Here is a 17,278-nt window from a genome sequence, read left to right as displayed (position 1 = left end):
ATTCACGGCGGTCTGCCAGCAGACCGCCGCCTGCGTGACTTAACCTTTGTCGATGGTTTTATCGATATACGGTTCGGAAACAAACATATCCATGCCCAAGGTGCGCGATAAAAAGCGCGCGGCCAGCTGTCCTTTCACACTGTTACCCGCACTGTCTAGCAACGGCGCAAATGTCCCTAAGCCGCCTTTGCCCGGGGAGACGGTGACGATCCCGCCGCCAATCCCGCTTTTCCCCGGTAAACCAATGTCATACAGCCAATCACCGGAGGTTTCATACAAGCCCGCCGTCACCATGACCGCCAACGTGTAGTGGCAGACATCGTTGTCGACCACCCGCTCTTTGGTCAGCGGGTTGACGCCGCCGTCAGCCAAGGTCGCGCCCATCACCGCTAAGTCGCGCGCACTGACATTTAAAGCGCACTGACGGGTGTACAAATCGGTCGCGACCATCGGATCGCTGCCTAACCGCCCATAGCCTTGCAGCACGTTGGCGATCCCACGGTTACGAAAGTTGGTATCGCTGGCGCACTGATACACTTCTTCATTAAGTGTTAGTTTGCGACCGGCAAAACGGCAAAGTCCGTCGTAAATAAATTTCCATTGTTCATCACTCGTGGTACCGGGCACGAAGCTGGTGGTGGCGATAGCGCCTGGGTTTACCATGGGGTTAGTGCGACCATCAGTGGTTTTTTCAATCGCCGCCACGGAGTTAAAGGCCATGCCGGTGCTATTCACCCCGAGCAGCTCACGTGCGACTTTCGGGCCAATGGCTTGGCAAACCAGCGCAAACACAAAGGGTTTCGAGACACTCATGATGGTAAATTCATGGTCAATATCGCCGGCGGCGTGCAGCGAACCGTCGGTTCCCACCATGCAAATCGCAAACAGATCCGGATCGACGCGTTCTAATGCCGGATAAACCGTCGAAACCTTCCCATTCGTATCGGCACCGAAACGCGCATGCGCTTCTTGCACTAACGTGGTCACGGTATGTTGATCTGGCAGGTGGCCGGTTGAAACATAGCTGTTAAATCCGGTACTGGCTTTACTGGTTGGCATATCAGGTATCTCCGGTAGTCGCTGTTAATTACCATTCACTCAGCATGGCGGTAGAGATACAGTTAAGAATAGACAGGATTTTTAAAATCGCGGTGGCGTGTTGTGTTTATTGCGCAGGCAGAAGAACAAAAAAGAATCAACGTAGGGATGGTTATAAGCGTTTGATTAGGGATAGATTACGTGAGCGCCGCCTCCTTCAAACCTTACATCACGACGTTCTCTCACGATCGCTGGCGAGCCTCAAGCCTAACAAAAAGGGCTGCCATGCAGCCCTTTGACTTATTACTGTGATGCTATCCGCACTTTATCCTGCGGTTAAATTTTCACCCACGCATCGTTCCAGTGGCTACCGGTGCCAGGAGCATAATGGCTGGTAGAGCCACCACACCAACCACTAAATGGCCACGGTTTACACTCGTAATCACCCCCTGCATGACTCACGCGATCACCGGCCTGATAGGCGGTATCTGGGGTATAGGCCGGGTAATTATCTTGGTTGCCCTCATTCCCTTCATTACCGCCATTTCCTCCATTGTCTTCATTGCCGCCGCCGGCAACGGTATCGACCAACGTGACACTAAAACGCTGCTGCGAACCTTGCTTACCGCCTTCGGCCATCCCTTCCAGTAACAGGTCATAAGACCCAGCGCTGAGGTTGTCTAACGCCAGCAACAAGGTGCCATTCCCCTCAATGCGGGCGCTGGCATTACCGCGCGGATTACCCGCTTGCGCTAAGGTCGCGGTGATATCCACGGGGTTAGCGGTGGTGAGCGCCAACGACATAGCGACCTGCCCATTCACCAACGGGTATTCAGTATTGAGGTTATTCAGCGTGAACTCGCTGCTCGCCCCTGCCGTAGGCGGTACAAAATCGCCACTAACGTAGTTAATTTGCGTCCAACGGCTACTAAATAGCCATTTATTACCATTTACATGATAAACATTGGGTAATTGAGCACATTGATTTTTGGTATTAATAAAGCCAATACCGTAGAAACCCGACGAGCTCATGTAACACAGGGGTTGTCCATTTTGGTGTAATACCGGCTGATTAAGCTGTCCTTTTTGGTGCAGCGACAGCCAATCAAACTGGTTTGCGGGGGAAACTAATGGAACAAATTGGCCATTCGATTGGCGATAACGGATCAGTTCACCGGCGTCACAGCGATAGCCGCCGTCTACCGGCTCCACATAACCGTAATACTGCTCACCATCGGTGAAGGTAAAGCGGCACAAGTTGCGCTTTTCGTTCTCTTTCGGCAGCGTACTCATCAGCAACCGCTCTTGATTGTTCAGACCGCTCAGCTGCTCTGCACTAAACTCACTGCCGTTAGCCACCCAGCCCATGGGCATTTGCGAATACTGCATGAAATAACGATCAATGGTGTACATGTGGCTATCCGCCCGGTACTTACGCGCCCCTTGATTAACCGAGTTATAGCGATAGCTATCATTCTCTGGTTTATGGAAACCATTAAGATCGTCATCCATATACGGCAGATCGCCTTTGCGAATGTGGTAGTTAGCCAATTCGGTCATCAGCGGATGCCAACCGTAGCCCCCGTTGGCAAACGCGCTTTGGTGACCATAGTGACCGCCATCAAAACCGTGACCAAATTCATGCGCAATAACACCCCAACCACCGTAATAGTGGCTGACGAAGTTAAAGGTATCGACGCCAGTGATCCCCCCATTTCCCAGACCGCCGCCCATTGCAGTGATGCCCAAATTAAGGTGCGAGCGTTTCATCAAGCTCTGGTAGTAATGGGCATAATCCTCGGCAGTAAAGATCCCATTAGCGACGTAACTGTTGCCGCCGTTGCCAAACATGTCATAGCCCATGATGTTTTTGAAATTGAACCAGACATGCTTGAACTCTTCGGCCGATACCATGTACGCCAAGTTAGTGGCAATAATCAGCCACTCTTTGGCATACAGCGCATTCATGGCGCGCCACTTGGTGTCATTCGGATTCGTGCTGGCAAATCCGACATTCCACGTTGGTTTCAAGCGCGAGAGTTTTTGCGCAAACGGATCGCTGTCAGAGCTAAAACGGTGGGTAAATTGCGCCGGTAAGGCTACGCGGTTATCAAACAAGGCATTGAGATCAAACACCCCATCGCGGTTAGCGCTGTTAAAGCGGCCACTTTCGCCAAACGCACTTAACGGCAGGACAATCTGGGCATAAGCCGGCAAGCGATCAAACTGGCCGAGGATAAACCACTTGTTGACGCCACTGAGTTTGGACTCAATGTTGATATCACGCAGCTCTTGCGCCGCATAGTTGGTGATGCGCACGCGCTCATTATCGAGCAGTTCGGTTTTCACCAAGGAGTTGATGTTGACCGAGCGCAGTGACTTGTTGACCAACACTTCATACGGCTCATCTTTATCAAAGATGTACCCCACTGAGCTGGGCTGCAACTGATCAAATTTAAACTGCGGCACAGACAAGCTGCTGCCCGCCACAAACGCGATCTCTTTGGTCAGTAGCTCGTTGATCCCCAAGCCCTGGCTGTTGGCCGAAATCAACGTGTTCCCCGCAAGATGCAGATCATTGAGCGACGTTACCGGCGCATCATTAATACGCTTTACCGCAAAGGTTTCATTGGTAAAGCGGAAGCCGCCGTCAATAAAATCACGCATCGAATACCACGCGATCCGATCTTTAAAATTGACGACCAACTGCTCGCCATCGGTATCGATTTTTTGCAGTGAGCTATCGGAGATCACCTGCTCAGGCGCTAACGGCACACCATCACGCATGGCTTGCTCAAGCTTGCGCAGGTCATAAATGTAGTAGTTTTTACCGGTGGTATGGGCAATCAAATAGTCTTGCAGCAGATGCAGTTGCACCAGACGGTGGCTGTATTTGCCTTCAAACTCCAACAAGCCGGCAATCGGGGTTTTTAAGTTGTTTTCCGGCAGTATATCTTGCTGGCGATAAACCTTAATTTGGCTCAACGCATCGGCCACCAGCACATACTGGTCATTCGCCACCACCGCTTGAGTGCGATGCAAACTGTTGCTACCCGAATCGCGACCAGTACCGAGTGTGGTGACATGCTGGTGGTTATTATCCAGATCGAAGATGTCGACCCGATGCGAGTAACGCGATACCACGTACAGCAGGTTATTGCGGATATACAGCTCACTGACTTGGTTGTATTCGCTGCCTGTTCCGGTGATCTGGCCGATCACTTGGCGAGAGGCCAGATCGATAATCTGCACGCTGCCCGGATTGGTATTCTGGCTGACATATAACCGATCTTGATAGCGCTCCACGGCGGTGATCAAGCTGGCATCCAGCCCCAATTGTTCGGCTGGGATCTGCTCGCCGATATCCAGATTTTTCACCGTCGTATCAAACGAGTTGACGCGGCACGAGGCGGTTTCCAGTACCACATGGGTTTGCTCACCATTTTGGATGGTGCCGCGCGGGTAATACTCCATCAAACAGCCGTTGCCGTAATCATAATTTCCAAACAGCTTGTTAACGGCGACCACCCCACTGTCATACCAAGTGAGCTCCCAGTCTTGATTAAAGAAATTAAAGACATTACGGATGGCGGTTTCATCGGTAAAGGTCGGCTTTGGAAAATCAAACAGGATCCGGTTATCGGCAGTGAGACGATACTCGGTGCCGTTGACGTTCAGGTAACGTTGGCCGTCTTTAATGCTCACGTTATCGCCGTTTTCCGCTTCAGCGCGCAGCGCCGCCAAACGGTCGGTCATCAGTTGGTGATGTGTTTGATAGGTCTGGCGAAAATAATCTTGTTCGCTGGTGGTCGCCCACACTGAATGCGACAGACTTACCCCAATCATGGCGGCAAGGGTGGAGATCCTCATCATGTAACGCTCCTTTTGTCAGTGGCGTGAATAGGCAACCGTCGAAAAGTCAGTGCCTTAAAAGCTAAAACGGAAAGGGAATATCCATAGCGAAAATGAAGGGGCGGGCTGGCCGCCCCCTATTGGTTACTGAGCTAGGTTGCAGAGCTAGATTGCAGGTCTAAGTTGCAGATCTAGATTGCCGGATCACAGGCGCTGCCATGCATCAGACCACGCGCTACCGGTACCCGGCGCGTAATGGGCGGGAGACAGACCACACCAGCCGCTGTACGGCCACGGCTTACACTCGTAGTTCGCGCCGCTGTTGCTGACGCGATCGCCGGCTTGGTAGCTATTGCCGGCCACATAGGCCGGATAGTCGCCTTCGCTCCCTCCGCCTTGATTGTCTTCGCTCAGCGTCACGGTATGACGTTGCACCACTGGCTGCTGGCCTTCGGTCTTGCCTTCAATCACCAGTTCATAGCTACCGGCGCTGGCATTGCTGACCGCCAGCGTCAGTGCGCTGTTGCCGTTCACCTGAGCACTGACTTCCCCAAAGCGCTGACCGTTTTGCTGCAAGCTCGCGGCAATCTGCACCGGATTTTGGGTGGTCAGATTCAAACGGATGCTGACCTGACCGTTGACCAAGGTGTAGTGGGAATCAAGATTACTGAGGGTAAAATCGCTGCTGCCGGTCACCGGAGGTGGCGTGACCCCGCCGCTGCAATCACTGTCACCTTGCAGACGCCAGACACCCCATTCGCCGGTGGTACCTGGCTCTTCGCCTTGCGTCCACCACTCAGCGCGCCAGCTCTTACCGTTATGGCTGGCCAGATCGCCGCCCACGTAGGTTGCCTCTGCGCGCCAGGCATTGCTGCACTCACCACCACCGTCGGTTTCCGGCAACTTGCCATTGATGGTGTACACCAAATCGGTCGGCGCAGCAGACAGCGCAGTTTCGCTCAAGGTGCGGTTGTTACACACCACCCGCGCTTTGCTCGGTTGACTGTCGCTAGGCACGTTAATGTGGAATTTGTTCATCACAGCGCTCGATGCGCGGTGATTCAGCAGCTTAAAGCGCAGCACGCTGTCACGGGTTTCGACCTGTAACTGACAGTCATTACTGGACACTGTGGCGCTGTCATCGGGGTAGGTAAATCCATACGCTGCATGCAGTGCCGGATAGATGTAGCTTTGCAGACGCGCTTGCGGATCGTAGTAGCCGACCAAGGTGGTCACCGGAATTTCGAAACGCTGTGGTTGACGGGCAACGCGTGTATTCACCTCCGCCCGCTCTTGCCAGCGCTGGCCATCAGAGGTGAAAGTTTTCTTGTAGCCGTTGCTGACCAGAATTTCGCTGCCATTGATAAACAGATGACTGTTATAGCCTGCGCGGTGATCAATACTGATGCTGCGGCCCCGGTTTTCACTTGATGCCGCCGGCATATAAATGTTGCGCGCCCAGTGTCCGTTCCACATGCCAATTTTGACCAGCTCATACTCCGAAAGCAGCTGAGCCAGATTCTCGGCGCTCAGATTATCGACCGGGGCATTGACCGTTTCGAGTCCTTCTACGGTATGTTGGTATGGCTCCATGCGTGCGGTATCAGCATTCCATTTGCTAAATCCGGTCGGTGATTGGCTATCAAACACCGCTTTGCTGGCAAAGAAACGCTGGATCAGCGCCGCCGAGTTTGGGGTATATAAGGTAAAGCGGTTGGCTGCAGAGAATGGCTCGCCACCGGCCATCGCATCCTTACCAAACTGACGCCCGTCAAACGGCAACTGACACTGACCGTCGAGACAGGTTTCGGCCTGATTTTGACGCGGGAAAAAGTTTGGAATAAAGCGCAGCTTGTCGCTATCCCAACCCCAGGTCGAGTTGATTTGATCGGCGCTGCGATGCACCGAGCCACGAAAACCATCCACATAGTGGCCCAAGCCAAAGTTATGACCCACTTCGTGGCTAAATTCGTTACCCAGTGAATTATCCAGCGTGACAATACCGCCGCCGCCCGAACCACCGTGCACCTGTACGCCATTCGCATATTTGCCACGGCTGTTATGTGCCGCCAGCTGAGCGACCACAAACGGATGGCTACCCTCGCCTTCGCCCGCCGAGCTGTTAATACCGTAGTTAGCGTTATCAATACCGTGCGAGATCAGCTCTTTACCGATCCGCTGGCGCATAGTACCGCCATGCCAGCCGCCATCACTCGGGTCAAAGTCCGTCAGCAAAGTGCCGTTAGGCAACATCACTTCCGGTAAGTACAACGGTGCATACTGGTTAACCACCATGCGACGTGCTGGAAGGGTCTGGAAGTATTCGCGTTGCGCGTCAAAATCCTTGGCAAACGAAAAACGATCGCGCGGCTCTACCAACATCCCAATATCAATGGTGTGCAGCAGCAATTCGCCCGGCGCACCGACGGGAATATCCGTCAGCTCACCGGTTAAATTACCTTGGCGCACGGAAAGCGTAAGCCCTGGCACAATCCACTCGGCCGGTAACTCGCCACTCCACGTATCTGGGGCATAACTCAGGCGGTTGTTTTCCAACTCGCCTTCGCGAAACCACTGGCCGTTGGCATATTTAAACGCGATGGTTTGACCATTCGATACAGTGACTTTGCGCTCGCCATAATAAAGGTTTGAGTTATAACCGGCGCGTGAACGCATCCGCACCATCTTGCCTTCCAGCTCAGCGCCTTGTGGCAGATAGATATCGCGCACCCAACGGCCATCAGCAGTTTGGATCTCAACCAATGCACTCGTGGCCAGACGCTCTTTCAGAAAAGCGCCATTCTTGTCATCCAATTTGGCCAATTCAGCGCTGCTGTTAATGACCCGCGTTTCACCACTTTCTGGGGTAAAGTTAACGCCACCAGCAGGAACACCCGGTAGATGGTAGACCGTTTCTGGCAACGCCGATGGCGGCGCTAAGGTCACGGTGCCCAAAAGCGCGCCGCTGCTATCACGGGCATCAACAAACATCGGCGTGACCGCATCCGGTTGCAATGGCTGCACCAAAATCAGACTTTTGCGCAAACTGGTGAGGATGGGCTGGCGATCGCCTTCGAGAGCCTTAGACGGCAAGATTTGGCTTTGAGCAAACTGAACTTTGGCTTCCAGCTTTCCCACCAAATCATTTTTCGGTTGGATGCTGTTGAAATATAACGGAGAGGTGTCATTAGCGGATACAGGTAAAGCAGCGGTGACCAGTGAGGCTGCAATCAAGCATGAGAGATAGCTCATTTCCATATTACCTACCTTTTATTAAACAACTGTTTGTTAAATGAACAGCCATCAAACAACTGCGCCCTTATGCTTGTTAATTAATAAAAATCAACATGTTAACAAGAGCTGTTTGCTTTCAATTTCATCAGATACTCATACTGCGCGTATAAAAAGGGGCAGCCGAGCTGCCCCGATATGTCGATGAATATCGCGATGAGATAATCAGATTAGATAACGCGATGGATTACAGGCGATCCCACGCATCACCCCAAGCGCTGCCGCTGCCTGGTGCATAGTGCGCCGGGGAGCTGCCACACCAGCCGCTGTACGGCCACGGTTTGCACTCATAGTTCGCACCGCCATTGCTCACGCGATCGCCCGCTTGGTAGGCATTACCGGCCACATAGGCTGGGTAATCGCCCTCACCGCCACCGCCTTGGTTGTCTTCGCTCAGGGTCACGGCATGACGCTGTACCACCGGCTGTTGACCTTCGGCCTGACCTTCAATCACCAGCTCATAGCTGCCCGCCGTGGCATTGCTCACCGCCAAGGTCAGTGCGCTGTTACCGTTAACCAGCGCATTCACCGCGCCAAATGATTGGCCGTTTTGCTGCAGGCTGGCGGCAATTTGGACCGGGTTTTTGGTGGCCAGATTAAAGCGAATGCTGACTTGACCGTTGACCAAGGTGTAACGGGAGTCGAAGTTGCTGAGGGTGAAATCGCTGCTGCCGGTTACCGGAGGCGGAGTTACGCCGCCGTCACAATCACTGTCACCTTGCAGACGCCAAACGCCCCACTCTCCGGTCGTGCCCGGCTCGTCACCCTGCGTCCACCACTCGGCGCGCCAGCTCTTGCCGTTGTGGCTCACCAGATCGCCACCCACATAAGTCGCAGTGGCGCTCCAACCGTTAGTGCACACGCCGCCGCTTTCTTTCACGGTCACGTTACGCGCTTGCGTCACGGTCTGACCGGCGCTATCGCTCACTTGGTAGGTCAGGGTGTAACGGCCGACGGTGTTGCTATCTACACTGCCGCTCAGTTTGATGTGAGAGGTCAGATCGCCATCTTCTTCATCCTGCGCGCTCACGCCTGCCAATGGATCAAAGGCGGTGCCGAGGATCAAGGTGGTGTCGGCAATACCACTGAAGGTTGGCTTCATGTTGTAAACTTCAACCGTGCGCACTTGCTCGGTCTGGTTGTTGTCGCTGTCGCTCACTTTGTAGATCAGCGGGTACAGGCCGATACGCTGCGTATCCACTGAACCTTCGACGCGGATCTGCGCGGTCAGATCGCCGTCTTCGCGATCGCTGGCGCTAACGCCGCGCAGTGGATCAAACTGCGCACCTTGCTTGATGCGGATGTCGCTGATGCCGGAGAAGATTGGCTTGCCGTTTTCTACCGGTGGCGGAGTGATGTCCTGACCATGAATGAACGGGCCGTAGTTCTTAATGAACGACTCGTTATACGTCTGACCGGCAGCATTGCGCCCCATATCCCAGTTAATGGACCACGTCATCACCCCACGCAGTGGCTGACCTTGGCTCTTCAGACGATTGAAGGCGTTGTACAGCTTTTGTGGCTCTTGAACGTAGCCGGTTGCCGCGGCATCAATGTTGGTTGGAATACCGAACACCAGTTTGTCGTGTGGAATTTTGTAAAAACCGCGCGAGCCGTTGCTCAGAGAGTCCGCGATGTAGTAGATGAACTCTTCTTTCAGCGCGTCATTGTTCTGGGCAATCCAGCCAATACCATCGATGTAGATCCCATCGCCGCCTTGGTTGTAGAACTGCGGGTTGATCCAATCGTAGTAGCCTTCCAGATTACGGATGTACGGAATATACGCACCGTTGGTGGTCAGATACGGGAACTCTGGCGCCATAGTGATCAGGAAGTTTTTACCTTGAGCGCGGTAGTGGTCTTTGACGATACGCAGCGCTGCTGGGATCACAGTCTGGTTGTCGGCAGCGGTGATCGCCGCTTGTTCCAAGTCGATATCCAGACCATCAAAGCCATAGGTTTCCACCTGACGGATTATTTCATCTGCAAACGCCTGCTCTTGGCCTTTACGCAGTTCGATGTGCGCATCAGCGCCGCCCAGCGCCAGCAGTACCGAGCGACCTTGGCGGTTCAGTTCAGCAATCTGTGCGATGAACTCGCTTTCACTCATGCCAACAGCCGGATCCAGCTTAAACGTCGGGATCGGATCGCTGCCGTACACTTTCATAAAGGAGACATCAACCACGTTGTACTGTGGGTTGACTTGATCAAGCTTCACACATGGCGCAATACCGCCTTTGTAACCGGCGCCATCACACCAGTTATGCCAGTAACCCACCACCACACCGGATGATGGATTAACCATTGTCTGACCGGCATTGGCCGCATGCAGCATTGGGCTACTCACGCCAATCAGGCAGCCCAGCAAAGATAGTTTCAGCTTGTTCATTATTTCTCCCATTTATGCGTTAACAACGCCTTACCAGCAAATACTCAAAACTCATACATACGCAGTGCAACGCCCCTAAAACGGTGTGCGGTACACGTGCGCTGTAATTGGTACAAAATTCTGTGCAATTCGTTCTATCCCCTTCCTACTTGAAGCTGCAGCGGTGTTGGCTACGTTCGTTCACCCCAATCACATATTTCCTATGCTCATGGGGATTCACTCACGTACCGCCTACCTGCAACTTCAGGTTGTTTGGGTATATACAATATTGAACAACACGGATAGTCATCACCGGTTGGGCGATTGACCTACGCGCGAAAACTTATTTACGCCGCGCTCGCTTACACCCAGCGCGACTATTTTTTATTCATTGTTGTTGTGGTGGCAGATTTAAAAGAAAAGCGCTGTTTTTTCATTCTTATTATGTGCTGCGCATCTATTTTAAATGGATAAAACACACTTATTTCTGCCGCCATGACTTTTAAAGCGACAATATTATGACGACATTAATTTGACGAGCATGCTTCTGAATAACCGTGCAAATATATTACCCACAGACTCTTTGATTTCAGCACGTACTTAAAGTAAGTGTCAATGAGTTATATCTATTTAGCATTAATAAACAAAACCACCGCCTGCTTTATCCATACAAACAAATTTTAATGTCATATAATTTACGGCGTTAAATAAAGCCTATATGCAACTTGCTGGCTATTTTTTTAATTAACTCATTTTATATAACAACGAATAACCCAATACGCATTTAATGGCATAAAAAAGTAATAAATAACGCCGTTTAAAAAGCCCTGTTAAGACAGGGCTTTTTTAGGTATTACTCACTTTATGTAGTGATAATTGAGTCTAATTCGCCAGTTGCGTTATTTTTTCTCAATCCACGCATCTTGCCAGTGTGAACCGACACCCGGCTCATAATGGGTTGCAGTTTCGCTCCACTGCGAGCAATAGCCACTGTATGGGAATGGCTTACACTCATAGACTTTGCCGTTTTTCGGCTGCAGCACCGTTGTACCAGCAGTATAGGATTTGATGGACTGCGGGAACGTAAACTCATACTCACCGGATGGTTCGCCAGTTTCCTCCGCCTTCAGCATAAAGTCAGCGCTTTTTTGCAGCACTTTTTGTTCTTTATTGCTGGCTTTAACCACCAAGCGATGATGACCGGCCTGCGCATCCTGCACCGCCAGCGTGACATTGCGCGTGCTGTCTTGCAGATCAAACGCAGTGAACGCCTGCGCCACGCCGCCATGATTATAGATGGTAGCCTGAATCGCTAAATCGCCAACCGCACGCACGTCAAAGCTAATGCTGGCCTTACCTTCGCTTAAGGTATAGATCTCTTGCAGGCCGCTCAACTCAAGATCCAGTGGCAACGCACTTTCATCCTTAATGATTTCAATCTCAACTCGCTCCAATCCACTGTCTTTCTTGGCATAGACGGTATTTTGGCCATAAGCCGGATTGATATTGCCCTGTGCATCTTTCTGGCCTGCCTGATACAAGGTCTGGCTGCTATTAATCGCTTTCGACAGTGCGTAAGCCCACTGATTTTTCTCACCTTGCTCATTTGAGGCGATGGTCAGCGTGGTGGACAGCGCATGACGCTCACCTTGGGCATCAAACACACGCGTTTTGACTTTATCGCCGATGCTCAGATTGACGCTTGGATAGATGGTACCCACGTTTGCCCAGCTAAAATCAGGGATTTCGCTGTTATCGTCGTCAAACATCACGTCAATCATGTTATAGAAACTGTTGACGGTATCACCCACTTCCCACACCGCCAGAATAACGTGGTAACCGCTGCGCTCAGGGATCACGATGTCATGGCTAAATTGCTTCGGCGGCTGCTGCATATCACCGCTATGAACCGCAAACGGTGTTAATTCAAATGCATCGCGGGTCAGTGGCGCATTCTGATCCCAGTTCGGTTTGGTGATGTAATAACGCCACTCGCGCGTCACGTGGTTGGCGGTAAAATTCCAGCGAATGGTCTGCTTACCGCTTTTAATCGGCGTTTTACTCCAACGGGTGCTGGTTTGCGCATCCAGTTCGCTAAATTGCACCAAGCCCGCGCTCGCCAGCTTGCCATCCGCAGGGCCTGCTAACGGAAAACCATCTGGCCCTTCAATACTTTGTGGCTCCCACTGCACTGCGCCACAGTCACTGTTTAAGCCGGTTTTACAGGCGTAGCCACGTGATTGTGGCACTTCCACATAACCGTGGGCCCAAGCCGTCGAGCTAAACGCGGCGATTGTTAGCAATGCAATTTTAGTCAGTTTCATCATAGTTCCAGTTTAGAGATAAAAAACAGCGCAGAAGCGATGCTGCGCCAAAAAAGACCACCTCGGCGTGATACCGCTGCGGTCAAAAACGTTGATGCAATCCCTAAGAGGGCTTTATTAAATTTTTTATTTATATCCACGATTATTTATATCCGCTCCACGATACGGATATCAGCATTGATGCATATTGGTAATAAATTAGCGTTGTTACTCATCCTCCACCATGCAATACGCAAAGCAGATAAACTTAATTTTATATTGAGATTTAAATCAATCGTCTGCGCTTGATATACATCAGACAATTGGGTGCGCTAACTGGTCGCTTTAATAATCAATTTAATTATTTTATTAAGTAAACAGGAAAATTCGACAATAAACCGTCAAACCAAAACGCAAATAACGACAATATATTGACCCACAAATTCAGAAAGCAGTCAGAAAATAGAGTGTGCGTTAAGCATGCAAATAGACTTCTCATTTTATTGGCATTTGAGCACAGGGGTAAAAGGGCTGTCAATAAAGCTTAGATGACGTTTTCATTAATTCGCAATATTCACTAATCAAAATAGATTAAACACTCTAAATATACCGTATTCAGATTAGCCAGCCTGAAATTAATCGCACAAATCACGGTTTGTTTCTCACCGAATTTGATTTTGCATACCTCTAATTAGGTACTATTGAGTTAGATGTTTGAGTATCGATTGAAATTATGCCAACTCCAAATTCAATACGCGCACCTGCCCCGGCACCATTTCAGCACTGACATCAAAGAAACGTACTTGGATGCCAAACTCATCGTGTAGTGTATTGAGCCATGCCAGCAAACTGTTAAAACTGAGCGGATTGATGCTCAGTTGAATGCTATCGTCTTTATTCACAATCCGCGTTACCACTATCTGGTGCTGCTGCGCACTTTCGCTGATCACCTGCGCAAGTGAGCCTTGTGGGCGAGCGGGCCCCGCCTTAGGTTGCGCGTTGCGATGTGCCAGTATCTGCGGCTGCACCACTTGCATGCGCGTTAGCAAGGTTTGCTGCTGCTGCAATTGACTGCGCTCGTGCTCTAACGCTTGCTGCAACGGTTGCCAAATGCCCCAGTAATATCCGCCCACCAGCAATGCAACACTGGCCAGGATCACGAGGCGTTTTTCACGCGCTGAGCGCGCATGCCAATAAGGGGCCATCCGCAGCACTGCCATGCTGCCCACTCGAGTATAAGCATGACGCAGTGAATCAAAGCTTGAACCCTGTGCCGCCAGCCGCTCTGATAGGCGAGATAGATAACCGCGCATTAGGCTTTTCCTCCGCGTAAAATAAATTCGCCACTTACGCCGCCACTTACGCCACTGCTGCGGTTAACGCTGCTCTCTTGCGCCAGTGGGCTTAACTCCACCGAAAAGTGCGTTGCCAGCTGACGGCGCAGCGTATCAAAATCGGAAAAATTCCCTGCTCGCAACTTTAAACGCACCTCTTGGCGCGGCTGATCAAAGCGCAAGTTAAGTACACTCACTGGCGTAGCGAGCGCGGCGCTGTCTAATGCCTGCGCAATGGTCGGTAGCAACACCAATAACTCCTGTGTACTGCTCGCTGATTGCGTTTCGCGCAGTGCGGCATTGAGTTGAGCGCGTAAATTGACGATCCGTTTTTGCTCAGGGAATAACTGGCGGAACTGCTGCTCAGCGGCCTGCCGCGCCTGCGCGCTTTGCTGCGCCACACTCCATAGCGCCACCGCTCGCTCAACGGTCAACAGTGACAACAGCAGCGCTGCCGTAAACGCCAACGGCCGCCAGCGCCGCCACTGACGCCGCACATCTGTGCGCAAACGCCAGCGGCCAGTGAGCAACGTCGCGTTACTGGCGATAGCCGCACTGGGTGTGGTGAGCACTAATGTATTGATATCTTTAACCATCAGCGTATGTGCATCACGCGCTAACTCATCACCAGTCAACGCCGTTAATAAAGCCGGATAGTCTGTTAACGGCTGCGCGCTAAAGACTTGCCACTCTGGCGCACGTGACTCACCACGCGCCATCTCATCATGGTTGCTATCCGCCTGCAGCAATACACTCGCCAGCGCCATCTCAGTACTAAAACCGTGCCAGCCCTGCTGATGAAACAGCACGCGATCGGAGGCGATCAGCAGGCTATTTTCTGGCAATGCAGCCCAATCGGGTAACACGCGTGCCGAGGTGATGTTCGCCTTCGCCAGCCAATCGACAATCTGCTGCATGCGCCGATGTTCAATCACTGCCACGCTGGCCTTATCGCCTTGCAGCTGTAGCAAACTACAATGCAAAAGCTCGATATCTTGTGTCAGCTCATCTTCCAGCAAGGCGGGTAGCACTTTATCCGCTTGGCGCTGCGCACCTTTTGGCAATGTCACCGACCAGAGACTGACCCACTCGCCGGGAATCAACAGCTGAACAGTGGTGTTTGGCGTGACTAACGCGGCTACACTCTCGAGTTCAGCATGGCCAAACTGACCTTGCTGACTAGGCGTTTGCGCTAACGCGCCAGAAGGCGACTCTAAAGCAACGCACTGCCAGCGGATCGGCTGCTCGGCGCTGACCGGCAACAACAGACTCAGTAACTCACTCACTCCAAATCTCCTTGCTGATGCCACAGCACATAAAACCCTTGTCGATCCGAGGCCGAACGGCCAATCACCGCTTCACTGTCACGGCGCACGCCGTTCATCTCAATGCGCACTGACAGGCGAAAATAATCACTGCTCACCGTCAGCAACGTTTTTAGCCGCTGCTTAACGGCGCTATCCACATCGGCCAGCGCCGGTGTTTGTAAAAAAGCAGCAACGCTTTCCCAACCTTGCTGCGGACGCTCCCGCAAGATTTGTCCCGCCTGCATGCGGCTTAAATAAGGGGTAAACACCGCTTCAAGCAGCGGCGCATTATCCTCACCCAACGTGTTGACGTTAATACGTAAATTCTTCTCGGGGATAGTGCAAAGCACTGGCGCAACACGCTGATACAGCTCAGCATCCATCCCCTGTACCGGACGTATTTCGCTTACATCGGTCAATAAACTGTTGGGCGGATAAAAAGGCAGATCGCGCGCAAGATATTCACCGTCTTCTCGCCCTTGCGCGGTTTGCACCACGGAGTCAGCGTCAATAAATTCCCATAAATTGTCCGCTAACAGTTCGGCGCGGTACTCTGGCACATCCTGACTTTTAAGCAGCGCCAATAATTGGCGGACAACCAACGGCGTGCCGTTTTGCGCTGCGCTCTCTGGCGTTGGAATTACGGGCGCTGGATTTTCGGGTTCTGAATTTTCCGGCTCGGCGTTTTCTGGCTCGGTATTTTCCCCGCCGCCCTCACCGGTATTGGATGACGAGCCTGACGTTTGACCGGCCAGCGAGGTTTGCGCTTCATGCAGCGCATTAAGGTTAAAGCAGGCCTGTAAATCAGACAGCGCCAGGCTCACGCGCCCTTGTGGCAGCGCAAAGTGCAAATCCTCTTGCGCCCAGGATTGTGACAAATTCACTGTCGGCTCAAGCCCCACACTATCGCGTAACAGGCGCAGCGCCTGACTTTCGGCCGCCGTCGTCAGCCACGGCAATGCTTGATATTCTTGCTGATGCAAGGCGAGTCCGATTTGCTGTTGTATCCGCCCACTCATGTTAGCGGCCAGCAGCGTCATGACGGCGAGCAGCACCATCACTATCACCATCGCCATGCCACGCTTAGGTGGCTTAGTCGGCTTAGGTGGCAGAGCCAGTCGACGCGGCACATTAGCCGGTTTTCGCTTCATGCCCGCCCTCCACGGCCAGAGGGCAATAGCGCGCCGCGCAGTAACCACACTCGCTCAATGGTGCCTAATTGCGGGAAATCGAAAGTGATGCGAATGGCCTGTGGAATCGCTTGTGGGCTGCTCCACTGTCCACTCCAACGGCCATTATCATAAAACTGCACGCGCAGGGCATTCACCGGCGCTAACACCTGCACTTGCGGCGTCACGCGGCTATCCAGATCGGTTTGCGGCCACAGCCAACGCTCTAACTTACCCTCGGCGATTCGGTAGCCAACTTGGGTAAAGTGGCTGCGCGCCTGCATCATGTGCGGATTGACCACTCCACCTCGGGTAAAACGCAGCCCGACACCTTGCGAGCCCAGCACGCCATTGCCCACCAGTAACGCCGCCTCACGCCCAGCAGGGCCACTGCGCACCGTTTTGGGGATCATCTGGGTTAAATCGTGAGTCAGGTACTGCATCATCTGCTGCAATGCCTGCAACTCGCTGTGCTGCTGCTCGCTAATGCTATCGGCTTGCATCACGCCGCTCACCACCTGCTGACTCATCACGCTCAGCATGGCAAAAACCGCAATCGCCACCAGCATCTCCAGCAGGGTAAAGCCTGCGGCGGGAATTCGCGTAGACATACCCG

The 17,278-nt window shown here is 52.3% G+C and carries 9 protein-coding genes; all 9 read right to left on the bottom strand.

Annotated features, from left to right (window positions below):
- Window positions 1-39 precede the first annotated feature (39 nt).
- The 9 genes from glsA to gspJ all read right to left on the bottom strand — a co-directional run bounded on the left by glsA (window position 40) and on the right by gspJ (window position 17,273).
- Window positions 40-1,059, bottom strand: a complete 1,020-nt coding sequence (glsA, locus tag NCTC9997_RS03920; protein ID WP_064977368.1) for a glutaminase A — start codon at window positions 1,057-1,059, stop codon at window positions 40-42.
- A 315-nt stretch (window positions 1,060-1,374) separates the two neighbouring features.
- Window positions 1,375-4,911: a hypothetical protein gene (locus tag NCTC9997_RS03915; protein ID WP_064977367.1), complete on the bottom strand. Its 3,537-nt coding sequence runs from the start codon at window positions 4,909-4,911 to the stop codon at window positions 1,375-1,377.
- Between the two features lie 183 nt (window positions 4,912-5,094).
- The gene (locus NCTC9997_RS03910; RefSeq protein WP_082935470.1) at window positions 5,095-8,148 is read right to left on the bottom strand and encodes a M66 family metalloprotease; all 3,054 of its coding nucleotides are present in this window, start codon (window positions 8,146-8,148) and stop codon (window positions 5,095-5,097) included.
- A 220-nt stretch (window positions 8,149-8,368) separates the two neighbouring features.
- Window positions 8,369-10,570 (bottom strand): immunoglobulin-like domain-containing protein, encoded by a 2,202-nt coding sequence (locus NCTC9997_RS03905; RefSeq protein ID WP_064977366.1) that lies wholly within the window; start codon window positions 10,568-10,570, stop codon window positions 8,369-8,371.
- A gap of 878 nt (window positions 10,571-11,448) precedes the next feature.
- Entirely contained in the window at window positions 11,449-12,873 is a 1,425-nt protein-coding gene (gbpA, locus tag NCTC9997_RS03900; RefSeq protein WP_197665240.1) for an N-acetylglucosamine-binding protein GbpA, read from the bottom strand.
- A 710-nt stretch (window positions 12,874-13,583) separates the two neighbouring features.
- On the bottom strand, window positions 13,584-14,165 hold the full coding sequence (gspM, locus tag NCTC9997_RS03895; RefSeq protein ID WP_064977364.1) for a type II secretion system protein GspM: 582 nt from the start codon (window positions 14,163-14,165) through the stop codon (window positions 13,584-13,586).
- The gene (gene gspL, locus NCTC9997_RS03890) at window positions 14,165-15,472 is read right to left on the bottom strand and encodes a type II secretion system protein GspL (RefSeq protein WP_064977363.1); all 1,308 of its coding nucleotides are present in this window, start codon (window positions 15,470-15,472) and stop codon (window positions 14,165-14,167) included. Before gspL ends, gspM begins: the two co-directional genes overlap by 1 nt.
- Entirely contained in the window at window positions 15,469-16,644 is a 1,176-nt protein-coding gene (gene gspK / locus NCTC9997_RS03885; protein ID WP_064977362.1) for a type II secretion system minor pseudopilin GspK, read from the bottom strand. Before gspK ends, gspL begins: the two co-directional genes overlap by 4 nt.
- Window positions 16,641-17,273 (bottom strand): type II secretion system minor pseudopilin GspJ, encoded by a 633-nt coding sequence (gene gspJ, locus NCTC9997_RS03880; RefSeq protein ID WP_010862268.1) that lies wholly within the window; start codon window positions 17,271-17,273, stop codon window positions 16,641-16,643. The genes gspK and gspJ overlap by 4 nt, the downstream gene beginning before the upstream one ends.
- Between the last annotated feature and the right edge of the window lie 5 nt (window positions 17,274-17,278).

The organism is Plesiomonas shigelloides, from assembly GCF_900087055.1.
Classification (GTDB): domain Bacteria; phylum Pseudomonadota; class Gammaproteobacteria; order Enterobacterales; family CAMTGL01; genus Plesiomonas; species Plesiomonas shigelloides.
Note: the sequence above shows the minus strand (reverse complement) of the source record. Positions and strands in the feature narration are given on the sequence as shown.